Here is a 19,577-nt window from a genome sequence, read left to right as displayed (position 1 = left end):
GGCGCGGTGTGCGTGCCGGGGCGCAGTCGCCACACCCGTCGGACGGGAGGCCCGTGGCGGCGCCGCCACGGGCCTCCCGTCCGTCGGTGGGTCGCGTCAGACGGTGCGGATGGCGCTCGTCGCGCCGAGCGCCCGGCCGCGACGACGCTCGATCGTGCGCCCGATGAGCAGGAGCGCGACGCTCACCACCGCGCCGAGGACGGTCTGCGCCACGCGGTCCAGCGCGAGGAGCTCCGGCGCCTCGGGCAGGCTCAGCCACGAGACCGCGAGCGCGAGCGGCGTCAGGAACAGCAGGCAGACGGCGTAGTTCCGGGCGACGAAGATCTCCGCGAAGAACTGCCCGACGACGGCGATGACGACGATCCACCACGCCGAGGGCTCGAGCAGCAGGATCCCGACCGCGATGACGGTGCCGCCGATCGTGCCGACGACGCGCTGGAACGCCCGGACGACGGTGTGCCGCTGCCGGAGTGCGGGCAGGGTCGACACGACCGCGATGACCGCCCAGTACGGGTGCCCGAGCCACGGGATCGTCTCGGCGACCGCGCCGGCGACGAGGGCTCCGACGACGTTGAGGGCCACGGTCTCCCAGAGCGCCGGGGTCCGCAGGACGCCGAGGCTGCGCGTCTTGACGGGTGCGAGCGGGCGGAACCGGTGCGGTGCGCGCGGGTGCCAGACCCGACGGATCACGGCGCCGGACATCGCCACGAGCCACGCCCAGACGACCGAGCCGACGATGATCGTCGCGACGAGCGGCAGGTCGGCCGGCTTCAGGGGGACCAGTGCGGAGACGACGAACGCGAACACCGGGAAGATCGGCTGCGCCGGGATGGTCCGGAGGGTCGTCAGGGTGCAGACCGCGACGACGAGCACGACGACCAGCCCGACGGCCTGCAGCCAGAGCTGCGAACCGGCGAGCGAGACCCCGATGCCGGCGGACATGCACAGCGCCTGCATCGCTCCGGCGACGCCGGTGGTGACGGCGCGCTGCCGGTAGGGCTCCGTCGCGCCGAAGATCGCCGTGAAGCCGGCGAACATCGCGAACGCGGCGTACCCGGGCATCCCGAGGGCGATGAGCAGTGCGAGCGGTGCGCCGCCGGCGATCGCGGCGCGTGCTGCGCCCTCGAGGTTCACGGTCCGGGTCGAGTGCGCAGGTGTCGTCATGTCGCGACCATCTTCCCACCGCGACAGGTGTCGGGGAATCGAGCCGTGCCTCCAGGCCGGGTGCGCACCGCGCGACCTCGATTGGTATACCAACCTGCTAGACTCGCCCGATCACGCCGCGACAGCGGCGATCCGACGACGAGAACGAGGAGGCCGGGCTCATGGGTAGGACGCTCGCCGAGAAGGTGTGGGACGACCACGTCGTGGTCAAGGGTGACGACGGGAACCCCGATCTCCTCTACATCGACCTCCACCTCGTGCACGAGGTCACCAGCCCGCAGGCGTTCGACGGCCTGCGCCAGGCCGGGCGACCGGTGCGCCGTCTCGACCTGACGATCGCGACCGAGGACCACAACACCCCGACCCTCGCGATCGACCGGCCCATCGCGGACCCGACCAGCCGCATCCAGATCGAGACGCTGCGCCGCAACTGCGAGGAGTTCGGCGTCCGACTGCACTCGCTGGGCGACAAGGAGCAGGGCATCGTCCACGTGGTCGGTCCGCAGCTCGGCCTGACGATGCCGGGGATCACCGTCGTCTGCGGCGACTCGCACACCAGCACCCACGGCGCGTTCGGTGCGATGGCGTTCGGCATCGGCACGTCCGAGGTCGAGCACGTCCTCGCGACGCAGACCCTGCCGCTCAAGCCCTTCAAGACGATGGCGATCACGGTCGAGGGCACCCTGCGCCCGGGCGTGACGGCGAAGGACATCATCCTGGCGGTCATCGCGAAGATCGGCACGGGCGGCGGCCAGGGCTACGTGCTCGAGTACCGCGGCTCCGCGATCCGTGCGCTCTCGATGGAGGGCCGCATGACGATCTGCAACATGTCGATCGAGGCCGGTGCGCGCGCCGGCATGGTCGCGCCCGACCAGACCACCTACGACTACGTGCAGGGCCGCGACCACGCGCCGACCGGCCAGGACTGGGACGACGCCGTCGCGTACTGGGACACGCTGGCGACCGATGACGACGCCGTGTTCGACGCCGAGGTGTTCATCGACGCCGACGAGCTCGAGCCCTTCGTGACCTGGGGCACCAACCCGGGCCAGGGCGTGTCGCTGTCCGAGAGCGTGCCCGACCCCGCCAGCTACAGCGACCCGAACGACCAGGCCGCCGCACAGCGCGCGCTGGAGTACATGGACATCGCCGCCGGCACACCGATGAAGGACATCGCCGTCGACGCCGTCTTCATGGGGTCCTGCACGAACTCGCGCATCGAGGACCTCCGCGCCTTCGCGTCGATCATCAAGGGTCGCAAGAAGGCCGACGGGGTCCGGGTCATGGTCGTGCCGGGGTCCGCCCGCGTGCGGCTCGAGGCCGAGGCCGAGGGGCTCGACAAGGTGTTCACGGACTTCGGGGCCGAGTGGCGGTTCGCCGGCTGCTCGATGTGCCTCGGCATGAACCCCGACCAGCTCGCCCCGGGGGAGCGCTGCGCGAGCACCTCCAACCGCAACTTCGAGGGCCGCCAGGGCAAGGGCGGCCGGACGCACCTGGTCTCGCCGCTCGTCGCCGCGGCCACTGCCGTTCGCGGGACCCTGTCGAGCCCGTGGGACCTGGAGAACTCCGAAGTCGAAACCGTCCTGGAAGGCGCCATCTGATGGACAAGATCACCACCGTCACCGGCATCGCGGCCCCGCTCAAGCGGTCGAACGTCGACACCGACCAGATCATCCCCGCGGTCTACCTCAAGCGCGTCACGAAGACCGGCTTCGAGGACGCCCTGTTCTCCGGCTGGCGGCAGGACCCGTCGTTCGTGCTGAACCAGCCCGAGTACCAGGGCGCGAAGGTGCTCGTCGCCGGCCCCGACTTCGGTACCGGTTCGTCGCGCGAGCACGCGGTCTGGGCGCTCCGTGACTTCGGCTTCGCGGTCGTCATCTCGCCCCGGTTCGCGGACATCTTCAAGGGCAACGCCGGCAAGCAGGGCCTGGTCACCGCAATCGTGACCGAATCGGAAGTCGAGGCGCTCTGGGCCGAGATCGAGCGGAACCCGGGTGTGTCCGCCACGGTCGACCTCGTGGCCCAGCGCGTGTCGCTCGGGGATGTGGACGTCCCCTTCGAGATCGACGCTTACACTCGTTGGCGGTTGATGGAAGGGCTCGACGACATCGGGCTCACCCTCCGTGACGAGACCTCGATCACGGAGTTCGAATCCCGCCGCTCCAGTTGGCGGCCGAAGACATTGCCGGTGAAGTAGTGAACTCTCTCGTACAGGACGCAGCAGCCGCCGGGGCGCGCGTGGGCCTCAAGTCGGACGAGATCGTCATCCGCGGGGGCAAGCCGCTCGTGGGGCGCATCGAGGTCCGTGGGGCGAAGAACCTCGCGACCAAGGCCATGGTGGCGTCGCTGCTCGGTGACACCCCGTCGATCCTCAAGGACGTCCCGGACATCTCCGACGTCAAGGTCGTCCGCGGGCTGCTCGAGGTGCACGGCGTGCGCATCACCGATCCTGCACGAGGCGAGCTCATCCTCGACCCGTCGAACGTCGAGTCGGCGCACTTCGCCGAGATCGACGCCCACGCCGGCTCGAGCCGGATCCCGATCCTGTTCTGCGGTCCGCTGCTGCACAAGCTCGGCGAGGCCTTCATCCCCGACCTCGGCGGCTGCCGCATCGGCGACCGCCCGATCGACTTCCACCTCGACGCTCTCCGGGCCATGGGAGCGGTCGTCGACAAGCAGGTCAACGGCATCCACCTGACGGCCCCGAACGGCCTCAAGGGCGCGTACATCGAACTGCCGTACCCGAGCGTCGGCGCCACCGAGCAGGTCCTGCTCTCCGCGACCCTCGCGGAGGGCGTCACCGAGCTCCGGAACGCCGCGATCGAGCCCGAGATCATGGACCTCATCGCGATCCTGCAGAAGATGGGCGCGATCGTCTCCGTCGAGCCGAACCGCGTCATCTTCATCGAGGGCGTCTCGGCGCTCCGTGGCTACACGCACCGGGCGATCAACGACCGCAACGAGGCCGCCAGCTGGGCCTCCGCCGCGCTCGCGACCAACGGCGACATCTTCGTCGAGGGCGCGAAGCAGCAGGAGCTCATGACGTTCCTCAACGTCTTCCGCAAGGTCGGCGGCGGGTTCGACATCCAGGAGGACGGCATCCGGTTCTACCGGGAGCTCGAGACCCTCAAGCCCGTCGTCATCGAGACCGACGTGCACCCCGGCTTCATGACGGACTGGCAGCAGCCGCTCGTCGTCGCGCTGACCCAGGCCGAGGGCCGGAGCATCGTGCACGAGACCGTCTACGAGAACCGCTTCGGCTTCACGGACGCCCTCAACGAGATGGGCGCCGACATCGTCGTGCACAAGGAGGGGCTGCCCGGGCACGACCGTCGTGTCGCCCGCCGTCCGTTCGAGCAGGCCGCGGTCGTCACCGGCCCGACGACGCTGCACGCCGCGAACGTCCGCGTCCCCGACCTCCGTGGCGGTTTCAGCCACCTCATCGCGGCGCTCACCGCGGAGGGCGAGTCCCACATCACGAACGTCGGCATCATCAGCCGCGGCTACGAGCACTTCATCCCGAAGCTGCGGAAGCTCGGCGCCGACTTCGACTTCGCTGGGTGACCGCGGTGTCGAGCGCTTCGCCGTCGGGAGACGGCGCGCCGCGTCCTGGTGACGACCCGTCGCGTCCGGCTGACGGGCCGTCGCGTCCGGCTGACGGGCCGTCGCGCGCCCGTGACGGCCTGGAGGCGCGTGGTGCGTCCGGCATGCCGGTCGCGACCGGATTGCCGGTTCCCGGCCGGCGCTGGAAGCGCGGGGAGCTCAACCGCGCGTTCCGCATCGTCGCCTCCGTCGTCATCCCGACCTTCCGGTTCTCGTCGAACTACCACTGGGTGGGCGCGAACCGACTGCCGGAGCACGGCGCGTTCGTGCTCGCGCCGAACCACTTCACGAACATCGACCCGCTCGTCGTCGGCACCGCCGTCTACCTCAGCCGCCGGGCTCCGCGGTTCCTCGCCAAGGCGTCCCTCTTCAAGGTCCCCGTCTTCGGGAAGCTGATGTCCGGCATGGGGCAGATCCCGGTCGAGCGCTCCGGTCGCACCCGGCTCAGCGACCCGCTGGGCGGCGGTCGGTCCCTGATCGAGCAGGGCGGGGCGATCATCGTCTACCCCGAGGGCACCCTCACCCGCGATCCCGACCTGTGGCCGATGCGCGGCAAGACCGGTGCCGTGCGCATCGCGCTCGAGAACGACGTGCCGCTCATCCCGATGGCCCACTGGGGCACGCAGGGCATCATGGCGCGGTACTCGAAGAAGCTCCGCCTGTTCCCGCGCTCCCGCGTGGACGTCATCGTCGGGGACCCCGTCGACCTGTCGGCCTACCGTGGTCGGCCCGTCGACCAGCAGGTCCTCGTCGCGGCCACCGAGGTGCTCATGCAGCGCATCACCGAGCTGCTCGAGCAGCTCCGTGGCGAGCAGGCACCTGCGACCCGCTGGGACCCGGCGGCGAACAACCAGAAGGAGACCGGCAAGTTTGAGTGACCAGGGACCGGGCCTCCGCCCGCACGAGGACCGTCCGGACCCCGCGGTCGCCGCTCCGGGTGCCGTCGACACCGCCGCGATCCGCGTGGTGATGCAGTCGACCGACAAGCCGCGCGTCGCCGTCATCGGCGCGGGCAGCTGGGGGACCACGTTCGCCAAGGTGCTCGCCGAGGGCGGTGCGCAGACCGTGCTGTGGGCGCGCCGTCCCGAGGTGGCGCGCGAGATCACCGAGACGAAGCGCAACTCCGAGTACCTGCCGGGCATCAACCTGCCGCGCACGCTCACCGCGTCGACGTCGCTCGAAGCCGTCCTGTCCGGCGCGGAGCAGGTCTACGTGTCCGTGCCGTCGCAGTCGCTGCGGTCGAACCTGGCGGCGATCCGCGACCTGCTCGGCCCCGACGTCCCCGTCGTCAGCCTGATGAAGGGCGTCGAGAAGGCCACCGGGCTCCGGATGAGCGAGGTCCTGCACGAGGGGCTCGGCATCGACCGCGACCGCATCGCCGTCGCCAGTGGGCCGAACCTCGCCCTCGAGATCGCCCGCCGCCAGCCGACCGCGGCCGTGGTGTCGTCGTCCTCGGCGGACACCGCCAGTGCCGTCGCGGCGGTCGCCACGAACCCGTACTTCCGGTCGTTCATCAACACCGACGTCATCGGCACCGAGTTCGGCGGGGTGCTGAAGAACCTCATCGCCGTCGCGATCGGCATCGTCGACGGTGTCGGGTACGGCGAGAACACCAAGGCGTCGATCATCACCCGCGGGCTCGCCGAGATGACCGACTTCGCGGTGTCGCTCGGCGCGCAGCCGTCGACGCTCTCCGGGCTCGCCGGCCTCGGCGACCTCATCGCCACGTGCCAGTCGCCGCTCTCGCGCAACAACACCGCTGGTCGCCTGCTCGGGCAGGGGTACCGCTTCGACGAGGTGGTGCGGCAGATGAACCAGACCGCGGAGGGGCTCGCCTCGGTCGCCCCGATCCTCGAGCTCGCGGCGGCGAACGGCGTCGACATGCCCATCGTGGGGCAGGTCGCCGAGGTCCTCGCCGGTAGGCTCGATCCGCGCAACATCGCGCCGCACCTCACCGAGACCGACGAGCCCCAGGGCGAGTGACCGGTCCGATCCCGACCAGCAAAGGGACTGCCATGCCCACCATCGCACCCGCTCCGACGACCGTCGCCGTGCTGTTCGGTGGCCGCTCCAGCGAGCACGAGATCAGCTGCGTGACGGCCGGCGGCATCATGGACGTCGTCGACCGCTCCGTCTACGAGATCGTCCCGGTGGGCATCACGAAGGACGGCGCCTTCACGCTGCAGCCCGACGACCCGGCCGCGCTCGCCATCCGGGACGGCGCGCTGCCCACCGTCCCGGACAACGGCACCCGCGTCGCGTTCCCGACGTCGCCGGCGTCGAACGAACTCGTCGTGTCGCACCCCGACGGCTCGGTCACGACCGTGGCGGTCGACATCGTCTTCCCGATCCTGCACGGCCCGTTCGGCGAGGACGGCACCGTCCAGGGGCTCCTCGAGATCGCCGGTCTGCCGTACGTCGGCGACGGTGTCCTCGCGAGCGCCCTGGCCATGGACAAGCACGTCGCGAAGGCGGTGCTCGAACACGCCGGGCTCCGTGTCGCGCCCTGGACCACCGTGCTCCGTCGTGAGTGGGCCGCCGACCCGGTCGACGTCGCCGAGACGATCGCCGCACACGGCTGGCCGCTCTTCGTGAAGCCGGCCCGCGCCGGGTCGAGCATGGGGGTGTCCCGGGTCGACGAGCCGGCGCAGCTCGGTGCCGCGATGGACCTGGCGTTCGAGCACGACTCCAAGGTGATCGTCGAACCGCGCGTGGTCGGCCGCGAGGTCGAGGTCGCCGTGCTCGAGGGCCGCGACGGTGTCCCGCGCACGAGCCTGCCCGGCGAGATCGTCGTCGACGAGTCCGGCTTCTACGACTTCGAGTCGAAGTACCTCGGTGGCGACGAGTCGCTGCTCTGCCCGGCGCCGCTCACCGAGGCGCAGACCGACGAGATCCGGTCGATCGGTGCGCGAGCGTTCGAGGCGATCGGCGGCGCGGGGCTGGCCCGGGTGGACTGCTTCCTGACCGACGACGGCTTCGTGGTGAACGAAGTCAACACGATGCCCGGGTTCACGCCCCTGTCGATGTACCCGCGCTGCTGGGCCGCCTCCGGTGTCTCCTACGCCGAACTCGTGGCCGAACTCATCGAGCTGGGCCGGACCGCCGTCCGCTGATCCGCGGTGGGGGTCAGCCCTGCACCTGGGACGCGTCCAGGCACCTGTGGCCGTCCTTCGGCAGGGTCGACACGGCGTCCGTGACGTCCTGCACGACCTGGTTCGTCGTCTTCGTCGAGTCGATGACGACCTGCACCGCGGGGGAGCGCCCGAAGGTGGTGTAGACGATCTGCTTGCCGCGGTCGTCGCGGATCCAGTCCACGCCGCCCAGCGAGAAGCACGGCAGGTCGGACACCGTCGGCACGGCGACACCGCAGTGGTACAGCGCCACCTCGGGGTCGCCCCACGCGGCCGTCGACTGCGCGTTCGTGTTCCGCAGGTCGAACTTCGTGTCCACCGCGGCCGGCAGGCGGACCTGGACGGCGGCGCACGCGGCGGCGTTCGCGGAGGGGGCCGGGGACATCGACACGGCGTTGGTGCAGCCGGTCAGCCCGGCGGCGAGGGCCACGACGACGCCCACGATCGCGATCTTCCGGGAGGGGCGGCGCGCGGTGTCCATCGACGTCCAGGCTACCGTTCTCGTGTGGACGCGACGTACGACGCCTGGGCCGGACCGACCGTGGGGGACCTCGGCGAGCTCGCCGTGCTCGACCGCATCGTCCGGCGGCTGCCGCCCGGCGCCCCGGTGCTCGGTCCCGGGGACGACTGTGCGGTCGTCGCCGCTCCGGACGGCCGCTTCGTCGTGACGACCGACATGATGGTGCACGGTCCGGACTTCCGCTGGGCGTGGTCGTCACCGGAGGACGTCGGGTGGAAGGCCGCGGCCACGAACCTGTCCGACGTCGCCGCGATGGGTGCCGTCCCGAGCGGGCTCGTGATCGCCCTCGCCGCCCCGCAGGACACGCCGGCGGGGGTCCTGGAGTCGTTCGCGGACGGGGTCCGGCTTGCCGTGGCCGCCCTCGCGCCCGGCTGCGGTGTGGTCGGTGGCGACCTCTCCACCTCGGCGACCTTCACGGTGTCGGTGACGGCGTTCGGCGATCTCGACGGACGCGATGCGGTGCTCCGGTCGGGCGCCCGCGTCGGCGACGTCCTGGCGGTGTCCGGCGAGCTCGGCCGAGCGGCTCGTGGCCTGACCCGGCTGTTCCACGAGGGCGTCGATGCCGCTGGTGAGCCGTCCCGTGCCGCGACGCTCGCGAGCGGCGCGGACGCAGACCCGGACGTCGGACGGCAGCGGCGCCCGGTGCCGCCGATCGCAGACGGACCGCTCGCAGCTGCCGCCGGTGCGACGGCGATGCTGGACCTCTCCGACGGCCTGGCCATCGACGCCGGACGGCTCGCCCGCGCCAGCCGGGTGACGCTGTCGCTCGAGGTCGACCTCGACGGTGCTGTCCTCGACGACGTCGCGTTGCACGGGGGCGAGGACCACGGGCTGCTCGCGACCTTCCCGCCCGACGCAGCGCTGCCCGGGGGCTTCCGACGGATCGGCGTCGTGCTCGACCGCGGCGGCGCGGACCTCGTCCGCGGGGGCGTCGCCGTGCCGATGACCGGCTGGGACCCCTACGCCGACTGGGACGGCGCCGCGGGCTGATCCGGGTACGTGTCCCGCGAGTCGGCCCGCGGCCGCGCCGTCCCGGAACGACATCGTCGATGTCGTACGACATCGGAGCTGTCGCTCCAGCGCGCCTGCACCTGTTGCACGGGCGTACTTGCGACATCGCGGACGTCGTACGACGACGGAGATGTCGCTCCACGTCGACGGCCGACAGTCGACCGCCAACAGCCGCGCGACGACCGCGCCGCGCGCCTCCAGCGGCGTCCGCGCCACCTACCCGGCCGCGACCACGGCCTCCCACGCCACGGTCTCGCCGTAGCTGCGCTTGCTGAACGGCTCGAGCCCGGCCGGCCACGTGGGCTCGTCGGAGCGCTTGCTCCGCTCGACGATCACCACGGCGCCCTTCGTCAACCGCGGCACGAGTGCCTCGAGCACCTCGGCGATCTCGTGCTCGGTGACGTCGTACGGCGGGTCGATGAACACCAGGTCGAACGTCCGCACGGTGCTGCGCAGGTACCCGAGCACCGGTTGCGGCTGCACGTCGATCCGCACGCCGGGCACACGCTGCTGCACGGCGCGTGCGTTCGCCCGGCACGCCTGCGCGGCCGCCGAGGCACGGTCGACGAGGACGACCTCCACCGCACCGCGGGACGCCGCCTCGAGCCCGAGGGCACCGGTCCCGGCGTACAGGTCCGCCACGGCGGTGTCGTCGACGAGCCCGCGTGCCTCGAGCGAGGAGAAGAGCGCTTCGCGCACCCGGTCGCTCGTCGGCCGGGTGCCGGACTTCGGCACCCGGAGCGTCGTGGATCCGGCGGCGCCGGCGATGATGCGGGTCATGCAGCCACCGTAGCGGGCCGGAGCGCGCCGATCGGCGTCCTCCACAGGCCGGCCTGGAGGCACGGGGCACGTCGGTCCTGCCGGGTACCGTTGACGTGTGGTCACGACCGGAACGACAACCGAGCCCGCGGCGCCGGACCTCGGTCCCGCGCCGCTCGACGCGCGGTTGGCGACCGTGCTCGGCGGCCGGACGGCGAGCGCGATCGAGAAGGCCTTCGGGTACCGCACGGTCGGTGAGTTCCTCGAGCACGCGCCGCGGCGGTACGCGGAGCGCGGTGCCCTGACGGCGCTCGACTCGCTGGCGATCGGCGAGTCGGTGACGATCGTCGCCGAGGTCGTCGACGTCCGCGAGCGCTCGATGCGGGCCCGGCGCGGGTCGATCCTCGAAGCGAAGATCGGCGACGGCAAGGGCCTGCTGACCCTGACGTTCTTCAACCAGGGCTGGCGCACGAAGGACCTCGTGCCCGGGGCCCGCGGGATCTTCTCCGGCAAGGTGGGCGACTACCGCGGTGCCCGGCAGCTGGCCCACCCCGACTACGAGCTGTTCGACCGCGACGACCCACGGGCGACGGCCGACCCCGAGTCGGAGGAGGCGATCCGGTTCTCCCGCCAGCCGATCCCGATCTACCCGGCGACGGCGTCGCTGACCTCGTGGCAGATCGCCAAGTCGATGGCGATCGTCCTCGACACCCTGCCCGACGTCCCCGACCCGATCCCCGCGCGGGTGCGCACGCGGCTCGACCTCGTGCCGTTCCGGCGCGCGCTCGAACTCCTGCACCGGCCGGAGAAGGTCGCCGACTTCAAGCGGGCGCAGGACGCGCTGCGCTACCGCGAGGCGTTCGTGCTCCAGACCGCGCTCGTGCAGCGCCGCATCGCCGCCCGCGCCACCGCGGCGACCCCGCGCACGGCGTCTCCCGACGGCATCCTCGAACGGTTCGACCGGACCCTGCCGTTCACCCTGACGGACGACCAGCGGGCCGTGGGCGCCGAGATCGCGCACGACCTGGCGGGGGACTGGTCGATGCACCGGCTCGTGCAGGGCGAGGTCGGCTCCGGTAAGACCCTCGTGGCGATCCGGGCGATGCTCACGGTGGCCGAGTCCGGCGGGCAGTCCGCGCTCATCGCCCCGACCGAGGTGCTCGCCGCACAGCACCTCCGGTCGATCGTGAAGTTCCTCGGGCCGGACCTGGCCGCCGAGCTCCGGCCGGTCATCCTGACGGGGTCGCAGTCGACGGAGGAACGCCGGCGTGCCCTGCTCGCCGCCGCGTCGGGGAGCTCGCGACTCGTCGTCGGCACCCACGCGCTCCTCGGCGACCGGGTGGACTTCGCCGAACTCGGCCTCGTCGTGGTCGACGAGCAGCACCGCTTCGGTGTGGAGCAGCGCGAGGCGCTCCGCACCAAGGGCGCGACGCCGCCGCACGTGCTGGTGCTCACGGCGACGCCCATCCCGCGCACGGTGGCGATGACGGTGTTCGGCGACCTCGACGTGTCGACCATCACGGGCCTCCCGTCCGGTCGCGCCGGTGTCGAGACCTTCACGGTGGGCCTCGCCGAGCACCCCGGCTGGGAGTCCCGCATCTGGACCCGGATGGCCGAGGAGCTCAGCGCCGGCCGGCAGGCCTTCGTGGTCTGCCCGGCGATCGACGACGCCCACGCCGAGGACGACGGCGAACCCCTGCCCGAGGGCGAGGACGACGCCCCGAAGCGCGCGCCGGCGACGGTGCTGGCCACGGCGGAGCGGATACGCGCGATGCCGGTCCTCGACGGTCGGCGGATCGAGGTCCTGCACGGCCGCATGACGTCGGAGGAGAAGGATCGCGTGATGACGTCCTTCGCCGCGGGCGACGTCGACGTCCTCGTCGCGACGACCGTGATCGAGGTCGGGGTCGACGTGCCGAACGCCTCGATGATGGCCGTCCTCGACGCCGACCGGTTCGGCGTCTCGCAACTCCACCAGCTCCGCGGTCGCATCGGCCGTGGGCAGTACGCCGGCGTCTGCCTGCTCGTGACCACGGCGGAACCCGAGACCACGTCGCGGGAACGTGTCGACGCGGTGTCCGCCTCCGACGACGGCTTCGAGCTGGCGCGGGTCGACCTCGAACTCCGGCGCGAGGGCGACGTGCTCGGCGAGCGGCAGTCCGGCGGCCGGTCGTCGCTGAACCTGCTGCGCGTGGTCGAGCACGCCGACCTCATCGTCGACGCGCGGGAAGAGGCCGAGCGGGTCCTGGAGCCCGACCCGCAGCTCGACGGGCACCCCGCGCTGCGGGAGGCACTGGTGCGACGGCTGGACGAGTCCGACGCGGCCTTCCTCGGCAAGAACTGACCGGCGCACCGTCCGGGGTCCGGTGCCCGACCGGTATCGTCGCTGCCATGGCGCAGATCGCGGTGGTCCCCGGTTCGTTCGATCCCGTGACCCTCGGGCACCTCGACGTGATCGGGCGTGCCGCGGGGCTGTTCGACGAGGTGCACGTGCTCGTGGTCCACAACCCGGACAAGAAGCCGGCGATGTTCGACGCCGTGGACCGGGTCCGCCTCATCGAGGAGTCCTTCGTCGAGACCGGCGTGCCGGACAACGTCCGGGTCGGGGAGTGGACCTCCGGACTGCTCGTCGACTACTGCCGGCAGGTCGGCGCGACGGTGCTCGTCAAGGGGGTCCGGTCCGGTGAGGACGTCGCGTACGAGACGCCGATGGCGATCATGAACCGGCACCTCGCCGACGTCGAGACGGTGTTCCTGCTGCCCGAGGCGTCCCGCGCGCACGTGTCCAGTTCGCTCATCCGGCAGGTCGCGTCCCTCGGTGGGGACGTGGCGCCGTACGTGCCGGCTGTGGTGGCCGCTGCCCTGCACGAGCACACCGGCCGCTGAGCACTCCGGCGGTCGGAACGGGACACGCCCGTCCCTGCCTCGACTCGTGGGCCGGAGCGATGTAGGCTTGTCGATCGTGTCTTCCCACGTGAACAGCCCCTACGCCCTGCGCGTGCGCGACCTCGCGCACCGGCCGGGTGAGATGCGCGAGCACACGCTCGACATCGAGGTGCCCGACGCGATGGGGGCCGGCGTCATCGCCGTTCGGCAGGGTGCGCAGATGCGCGTCGACGTCCGGCTCGAGGGGCTGCACGAGGGCGTCCTGGTCTCCGGACACGCGAGTGCCGAGGCCGCCGGGGAGTGCTCGCGCTGCCTGATCGACATCAGCGAGCCCGTCGAGGTCGATTTCGCCGAGCTGTTCGCGTATGATGCCTCGGAGGATTTCGACTTCTTCGTTCACGATGACCACGTGGATTGTGAACAGGTCGTTCGAGATGCGGTGGTGCTGGCGCTGCCGTTCCAGCCGGTCTGCCGACCGGACTGCCCAGGCCTCGACCCGGTGACGGGCGAGCGACTGGCCGACATCGGCGAGCACCGCGCTCACGAGGTCCTGGACCCGCGGTGGGCCGCCCTGAGTGGCCTCACGCTCGCCGACGAACCCGTCGACGAAGCCAGCACGACCACGCCCCAGACCACCGAGGGTCAGGAGCGGTCCGAAGCCGACCAGGCCGACTGACCGCCCGATCCTCGTCACCGACCACCGACCAACCGAAAGAGAACCACCATGGCCGTTCCCAAGCGCAAGCAGTCCCGTGCCAACACGCACGCCCGTCGTTCGCAGTGGAAGGCCGCGCCGGTCCAGCTCGTGAAGACGATCGAGAACGGCAAGGTCACCTACAGCCTCCCGCACCGCGCGAAGGTCGTCGAGGACTCCGCCGGCACCGCCCTGTACATGGAGTACAAGGGCCGCAAGGTCGCCGACGTCTGATCGGACCGAACGCATGACAGCGACGTCCGGCGCCGCGGGGTCCCGCCCCGTGGGGCCGGACGTCGTTCGTCTGCAGGGCATCCTCGGGGCCGACACCGACCTCGAGCTGCTCGAGCTCGCCCTGACCCACCGTTCGTACGCGTACGAACACGGTGGCATCGGGCACAACGAACGCCTCGAGTTCCTCGGGGACTCCATCCTCGGCCAGGCCGTGACCGTGAAGCTCTACCGGTCCTTCCCCGAGCTCGACGAAGGTGACCTCGCCAAGCGGCGCGCGAGCCTGGTGTCGACCGTGGCCCTGGCCGAGATCGCCCGCATGATCGGCCTCGGGCAGTACCTGCGGCTCGGCAAGGGCGAGGAGCAGACCGGCGGCCGTGACAAGTCGTCCATCCTCGCCGACACCGTCGAGGCCGTGATCGGTGCCACCTACCTGTCGGCCGGCCCCGACCCGGCGACGGCACTCGTGCTGCGCCTGGTCGACCCGCTGCTCGTCGACCCGGACCGCTTCGGCGCGGCGATGGACCCGAAGACCAGCCTGCAGGAGCTCGCGTCGAACCTGTCGCTCGGCAACCCGTCCTACCGGGTCACCGAGACCGGGCCCGACCACGACAAGACGTTCCACGCGACCGTCGTGCTGCAGGGCGAGGACGTCTCGACCGGCAGCGGGTCGAGCAAGAAGACCGCCGAGATGGCCGCCGCGCTCGAGGCGTGGACGCGGCTGTCCGGCCGGGCGGCCTGACCGCGTGCCCGAACTCCCCGAGGTCGAGGTCGTCCGCGCCGGCCTCGAGCCCGCCGTCAGCGGCGCTCGCGTCCTGCACGTCGACGTCGTCGACGACCGGGCCCTGACGCGGCACGACGGCCCGGCGGAGGACTTCGTCGACCGGTTGACCGGCCGCACCATCGCGGCGGCCGTGCGGCGGGGCAAGTTCCTCTGGATGCCCCTGGTGCCGGTGCACGCGGACGGTCCGGCCGAGGCGCTCGTCGCGCACCTCGGGATGAGCGGGCAGATCCTGCTCGGGCGTGGGCGCGACGCGGCGAAGCACCGTCGGATCCTGCTCGACGTGCAGCCCGTCGGCACCGACCGCACGGGCACCCCGGAGCCGCCGGTCGAACTCGAGTTCGTCGACCAGCGCACCTTCGGGTCGATGGCGATCGACGCGATGGTCCCGACGATCGACGGCGCGCCCGCAGGGTTCGGCGGACACGTCGACGCGACCGACCCGGACGCGGTGTGGCGCCGGAGCATCCCGAAGCAGGTGTCGCACATCGCCCGGGACCCGCTCGACCCCGCGTTCGACGACGACCGGTTCATCCGGACGGCCCGGAAGCGCTCGAGCGGCATCAAGCGAGTGCTGCTCGACCAGGGCGTGGTGAGCGGCATCGGGAACATCTACGCCGACGAGTCGCTGTGGGCCGCGAAGCTGCACTACGACCGCCCGGCGGACCGGTTGCCGCGGACATCGCTGCAGCTGCTCCTCGACGAGGTCCGGAGCGTCCTCGCGCGGGCGCTCGAGGACGGCGGCACGAGCTTCGACGCGCAGTACGTCAACGTGAACGGGCAGTCCGGCTACTTCTCGCAACGCCTGAACGTCTACGGGCAGCAGGGCAGACCGTGCCCCCGGTGCGGGACGACGATCGTGCGTGAGGCGTTCATGAACCGGTCCAGCCACATCTGCCCCGTGTGCCAACCACGTCCACGCCCGCGCACGCGTTAGCCTGACGCCCAACCAGAGCATCCGGAGACCGCATGTACTTGAAGAGCCTGACCATCAAGGGGTTCAAGTCCTTCGCGCAGCCGACGACCTTCGCGTTCGAGCCCGGCGTGACGTGCATCGTCGGTCCGAACGGTTCCGGCAAGTCCAACGTCGTCGACGCACTCGCCTGGGTGATGGGGGAGCAGGGCGCGAAGACCCTCCGCGGCGGCAAGATGGAGGACGTCATCTTCGCCGGCACCTCGACGCGCGGGCCGCTCGGACGCGCGCAGGTGCTCCTCACGATCGACAACGCGGACGGCCTGCTGCCGATCGAGTACTCCGAGGTGACGATCTCCCGCACGCTGTTCCGCAACGGCGGCAGCGAGTACGCGATCAACGGCGAGAACTGCCGTCTGCTCGACGTCCAGGAGCTCCTGAGCGACACCGGGCTCGGTCGGGAGATGCACGTCATCGTCGGGCAGGGCCAGCTCGACAAGGTCCTGCACGCCACCCCGGAGGACCGCCGAGGGTTCATCGAGGAGGCCGCGGGCATCCTGAAGCACCGTCGCCGCAAGGAGAAGACGCTCCGCAAGCTCGACGCGATGCAGACGAACCTGACGCGGCTGTCGGACCTGGCGGGGGAGATCCGCCGTCAGCTGAAGCCTCTCGGACGGCAGGCCGAGGTCGCCCGCAAGGCGCAGTCCGTCGCCGCGGTCGCCCGGGACGCCAAGGCCCGCATCCTGGCGGACGACGTCGTTCGGCTGCGTCGCGAACTGCACGAGCACCAGGAGGTCGAGGCCGGGCGCAAGTCCGAGCGCATCGTCCTGCAGGAGCGCCTCGACCAGACCCGCGTCCGGCAGCAGCACGTCGAGCAGAGCATGGTCGGCGACGACGTCGACCGGGCGCGCACGGTCGTGCACCGGCTGGAGAGCGTGCAGGAGCGGCTCCGCGGGCTGTCGAGCCTGGCGAACCAGCGCCTGATGTTCCTCGCCCAGCAGGCCGACGCCCCGCAGCAGGGCCCGACGATCACCCCGGAGCAGGTGCAGGGCGTCCGCAACGAGGCCGATCGGCTCGAAGCCCAGGCGGCGGAGATGACCGGGGGCACGGCGGCGGCAGCCCAGCAGGTGCAGGAGGCCCGTGCGACGCTCGACGCCCTCGACGAGCGGATCGCCGCCCAGGCTGCCCGGGTGTCGCAGCACGACCTGGAGGCCCAGCGCCTGGCGTCCGCGGTGGACGTCGCACGGTCGAAGCGCGGCTCCGCCGTGGCGGACCGGGAGCGCCGGCAACGTGCCCTCACCGAGGCCGGGGAACGTGCCGAGCGGGCCGCCGCCGCCCTCGCGGACCTCGGCGCCGACCCGTCCGAGGGGGTCGACGAGGCCGCACTCACCTCCGCGCTCGAGACGGCGCGGCAGCAGCAGGAGGCGGCACAGGCCACCCGCGACGACCTCCGCGACCGCCTGCACGCCCTCGAACGGGAACGGGACGCCCTCGACGCCCGAGTGGCGGCGCTCGGCATGTCGATCGACGTCCGCGACGGCTCACAGGCACTCATCGACGCCGGTCGCGCCGGCATCGTCGGGCGCCTCGCCGACGCCCTGACGGTCACGCCGGGCTTCGAGGGTGCGGTCGCGATCGCACTCGACGGACTCGCCGACGCCGTCCTCGCCGACGACCGGTCGGTCGCGCTCGACGCCGTCGCGCACGCCCGCTCCGCGGACATCGGCCGCGTCGACGTGGTCGTGGCCGACGCCACGGGAGCGGACAGCGCCCTGCCGGACCGGCTGCCCACCGGGGTCCGTCGTGCGCTCGACGTCGTGCAGGGGCCGCCGGCACTCGCCGCGATCCTGCGGGACACGCTGATCGCCGACGGCACCGCCGACGAGGGCGTCGACCTGGAGGCCGTGCTCGCCGCCGCCCCGCACGCGACGGTCGTCACGCGGTCCGGCGACCTGGTCCGTGCGGTCCGCGTGACCGGCGGTGGGGAGCGTGTGACGTCACGCATCGAGCTCGTCGCGGAACGCGACGACGCGGTCACGCGCCGCGACGCCATCGCGAGCCAGGCGGAGGACGCGGCCACGGGCCTCCAGGCCGCACGCTCCGCCGTTGATGAAGCACGGCGCCGAGCGGACCAGGCGGACGCAGCGTCGCGCGCCCACGGGAAGGCGACGGCCGAGTACGACCGCACCAGCGCCTCCACGCGGGCGAAGGCGGAGAACGCCGCCGCCGAGGTCGAGCGGCTGCGCGCGGCCCTCGCGGAGACCGACGGCGCCGTCGAGGCAGCCGAGGCCGCGTTCGGCGAGGCCGAGCGGGCCCATCGTGCGTTCACCGAGCAGCCGCGCCCCGTCGTGGACGCCTCCGGGCGCCCGGGGCTCCAGGAGGCCCTCGAAGCGGCGCGCGCCGCGGAGATCGAGCAGCGCATCCAGGTCGAGACCGTGCGGGAACGGGTCCGGTCCGAGCGGACCCGCGCCGACCAGCTGGACCGGCAGCTCGAGGCCGAACGCGCCGCCGCCGAGGAGGCCGCCCGGCTCGCGGTCATCCGGCGCGGCCAGATCGCCGTCGCCGAGGGGGTGCTCGCGGACCTGCCGGGGCTGCTCGGCGCCGTGGACCGTTCGCTCGCCGAGGCCCGCGTGCAGCTCGCGACGGAGGAGTCCGAGCGGTCGAAGCGGAACACCGAGCTGCAGACGATCCGGAACGAGGAGCGTGAACTCCGCGACCGGCTGCAGACCATCACCGACGGCGTGCACTCACTCGAGATGGAGATCTACGAGAAGAAGCTGCACGTGTCCGGCGTGCTCGACCGGGCGCAGAGCGAGCTCGGGCTCGTCGAGGCCGTCCTCGTCGCCGAGTACGGGCCGCACGTGCCGGTGCCCGTCGACGTGCTGGTCGACCCCCGGGTGCTCGCGCGGAAGCACCGGGAGGCCGAGCGGGCCGCGGCCGCGGCAGCCGCGGGAGCCGCGGGCTCCTCCGCTGCCGGTCCGGACGTCGAGCCGGACACCGACGACCAGGCGGAGCACGACACCGACACCGACATCGACACCGACACTGACATCGACACCGACATCGACGTTCCTGAGCTCGTCGACGCCGAGTCCACGCTGCCCGGCGGCCCGGTCCTGCCCGAGTTCGACGCCACCGACGAGGTCGACCCCGCCGACGTCGAGACCGTGCCTTACGTCCGTGCCGAGCAGGAGCGACGCCTCAAGGCGGCCGAACGGGACCTCGGCCAGCTCGGCAAGGTGAACCCGCTCGCGTTGGAGGAGTTCCAGGCGCTCGAGCAGCGGCACGCGTTCCTGGCCGAGCAGCTCGAGGACCTGCAGAAGACCCGCACGGACCTCATGACGATCATCGACGAGCTCGACACCAAGATGCAGACGATCTTCGAGTCGGCGTTCAACGACACCCGGGAGGCGTTCGACGTCATCTTCCCGATCCTGTTCCCGGGCGGCTCAGGCTCGATCACCCTGACGAACCCCGACGACCTGCTGCACACCGGCATCGAGGTGCAGGTGAAGCCCGCGGGCAAGAAGATCGACCGCCTGACGCTGCTGTCCGGTGGGGAGCGGTCCCTCGCCGCGGTGGCGCTGCTCGTGGCGATCTTCACCGCCCGGCCGTCGCCGTTCTACATCATGGACGAGGTCGAGGCGGCGCTCGACGACGCGAACCTCGGGCGGCTGCTCACGGTGTTCGAGCGGCTCCGGGCGTCGTCGCAGCTGATCGTCATCACGCACCAGAAGCGCACGATGGAGATCGCCGACGCGCTCTACGGCGTCTCGATGCGGCAGGACGGCGTGTCCGCCGTGGTGGGCCAGCGCGTGCAGAAGCGCGACGCCGCGTAGCCGGCGCGCCGGCGCGCCGGCGCGCCGAAGCCCGCGCTCCGCGGC

At 71.9% G+C, this 19,577-nt stretch carries 17 protein-coding genes; 14 read left to right on the top strand and 3 right to left on the bottom strand.

Going from position 1 to position 19,577, the window contains the following annotated elements; all coding sequences use genetic code 11:
• Positions 1-96 precede the first annotated feature (96 nt).
• A complete protein-coding gene (locus ACRQ4B_RS13325) occupies positions 97-1,164 on the bottom strand; it encodes an FUSC family protein (RefSeq protein WP_439691892.1) in 1,068 nt (355 codons plus the stop codon).
• A gap of 161 nt (positions 1,165-1,325) precedes the next feature.
• On the opposite strand from ACRQ4B_RS13325, the gene leuC reads away from it, so the two are divergent.
• From leuC to ACRQ4B_RS13295, 6 genes are all read left to right on the top strand, one after another.
• Complete coding sequence (gene leuC / locus ACRQ4B_RS13320; RefSeq protein ID WP_439691891.1) at positions 1,326-2,765, top strand: 3-isopropylmalate dehydratase large subunit; 1,440 nt, start codon at positions 1,326-1,328, stop codon at positions 2,763-2,765.
• Entirely contained in the window at positions 2,765-3,361 is a 597-nt protein-coding gene (leuD, locus tag ACRQ4B_RS13315) for a 3-isopropylmalate dehydratase small subunit (RefSeq protein WP_439691890.1), read from the top strand. Before leuC ends, leuD begins: the two co-directional genes overlap by 1 nt.
• Positions 3,361-4,728 (top strand): UDP-N-acetylglucosamine 1-carboxyvinyltransferase, encoded by a 1,368-nt coding sequence (gene murA, locus ACRQ4B_RS13310; protein WP_439691889.1) that lies wholly within the window; start codon positions 3,361-3,363, stop codon positions 4,726-4,728. Before leuD ends, murA begins: the two co-directional genes overlap by 1 nt.
• Before the next feature lie 143 nt (positions 4,729-4,871).
• The gene (locus ACRQ4B_RS13305) at positions 4,872-5,645 is read left to right on the top strand and encodes a lysophospholipid acyltransferase family protein (protein ID WP_439691888.1); all 774 of its coding nucleotides are present in this window, start codon (positions 4,872-4,874) and stop codon (positions 5,643-5,645) included.
• A 91-nt stretch (positions 5,646-5,736) separates the two neighbouring features.
• The gene (locus ACRQ4B_RS13300) at positions 5,737-6,750 is read left to right on the top strand and encodes an NAD(P)H-dependent glycerol-3-phosphate dehydrogenase (RefSeq protein WP_439694399.1); all 1,014 of its coding nucleotides are present in this window, start codon (positions 5,737-5,739) and stop codon (positions 6,748-6,750) included.
• A 32-nt stretch (positions 6,751-6,782) separates the two neighbouring features.
• On the top strand, positions 6,783-7,880 hold the full coding sequence (locus ACRQ4B_RS13295) for a D-alanine--D-alanine ligase family protein (RefSeq protein WP_439691887.1): 1,098 nt from the start codon (positions 6,783-6,785) through the stop codon (positions 7,878-7,880).
• A 13-nt stretch (positions 7,881-7,893) separates the two neighbouring features.
• Here the strand turns inward: ACRQ4B_RS13295 and ACRQ4B_RS13290 are convergent, their stop codons facing one another.
• Positions 7,894-8,379 carry a DUF3515 family protein gene (locus tag ACRQ4B_RS13290; protein ID WP_439691886.1) on the bottom strand — a complete coding sequence of 162 codons (486 nt, stop codon included), beginning with the start codon at positions 8,377-8,379 and terminating at the stop codon, positions 7,894-7,896.
• 24 nt (positions 8,380-8,403) lie between these two features.
• Between ACRQ4B_RS13290 and thiL the strand changes: the two genes are divergently transcribed.
• Positions 8,404-9,408, top strand: a complete 1,005-nt coding sequence (gene thiL / locus ACRQ4B_RS13285) for a thiamine-phosphate kinase (RefSeq protein WP_439691885.1) — start codon at positions 8,404-8,406, stop codon at positions 9,406-9,408.
• A gap of 237 nt (positions 9,409-9,645) precedes the next feature.
• Here thiL and ACRQ4B_RS13280 read toward each other — a convergent pair whose 3' ends face one another.
• Positions 9,646-10,209, bottom strand: a complete 564-nt coding sequence (locus tag ACRQ4B_RS13280; RefSeq protein ID WP_439691884.1) for an RsmD family RNA methyltransferase — start codon at positions 10,207-10,209, stop codon at positions 9,646-9,648.
• A gap of 97 nt (positions 10,210-10,306) precedes the next feature.
• Here ACRQ4B_RS13280 and ACRQ4B_RS13275 point away from each other — a divergent pair, with 97 nt between their 5' ends.
• The 7 genes from ACRQ4B_RS13275 to ACRQ4B_RS13245 all read left to right on the top strand — a co-directional run bounded on the left by ACRQ4B_RS13275 (position 10,307) and on the right by ACRQ4B_RS13245 (position 19,532).
• Entirely contained in the window at positions 10,307-12,532 is a 2,226-nt protein-coding gene (locus tag ACRQ4B_RS13275) for an ATP-dependent DNA helicase RecG (protein ID WP_439691883.1), read from the top strand.
• A gap of 47 nt (positions 12,533-12,579) precedes the next feature.
• Positions 12,580-13,074 carry a pantetheine-phosphate adenylyltransferase gene (gene coaD, locus ACRQ4B_RS13270; RefSeq protein WP_144749313.1) on the top strand — a complete coding sequence of 165 codons (495 nt, stop codon included), beginning with the start codon at positions 12,580-12,582 and terminating at the stop codon, positions 13,072-13,074.
• Between the two features lie 112 nt (positions 13,075-13,186).
• Positions 13,187-13,750 carry a YceD family protein gene (locus tag ACRQ4B_RS13265; RefSeq protein ID WP_439691882.1) on the top strand — a complete coding sequence of 188 codons (564 nt, stop codon included), beginning with the start codon at positions 13,187-13,189 and terminating at the stop codon, positions 13,748-13,750.
• Positions 13,751-13,798: 48 nt separating this feature from the next.
• Positions 13,799-14,002 carry a 50S ribosomal protein L32 gene (gene rpmF / locus ACRQ4B_RS13260; protein ID WP_058728177.1) on the top strand — a complete coding sequence of 68 codons (204 nt, stop codon included), beginning with the start codon at positions 13,799-13,801 and terminating at the stop codon, positions 14,000-14,002.
• 13 nt (positions 14,003-14,015) lie between these two features.
• Complete coding sequence (gene rnc, locus ACRQ4B_RS13255; RefSeq protein WP_439691881.1) at positions 14,016-14,741, top strand: ribonuclease III; 726 nt, start codon at positions 14,016-14,018, stop codon at positions 14,739-14,741.
• A gap of 4 nt (positions 14,742-14,745) precedes the next feature.
• Entirely contained in the window at positions 14,746-15,717 is a 972-nt protein-coding gene (gene mutM / locus ACRQ4B_RS13250) for a bifunctional DNA-formamidopyrimidine glycosylase/DNA-(apurinic or apyrimidinic site) lyase (RefSeq protein WP_439691880.1), read from the top strand.
• A 32-nt stretch (positions 15,718-15,749) separates the two neighbouring features.
• Positions 15,750-19,532, top strand: coding sequence for an AAA family ATPase (locus ACRQ4B_RS13245; RefSeq protein ID WP_439691879.1), 3,783 nt, complete (start codon positions 15,750-15,752; stop codon positions 19,530-19,532).
• Positions 19,533-19,577: the final 45 nt, after the last annotated feature.

The sequence above is a fragment of the Curtobacterium sp. SP.BCo genome, from assembly GCF_051903265.1.
Taxonomy (GTDB): Bacteria; Actinomycetota; Actinomycetes; order Actinomycetales; family Microbacteriaceae; genus Curtobacterium.
This window is presented reverse-complemented; position numbering and strand designations above follow the sequence as displayed.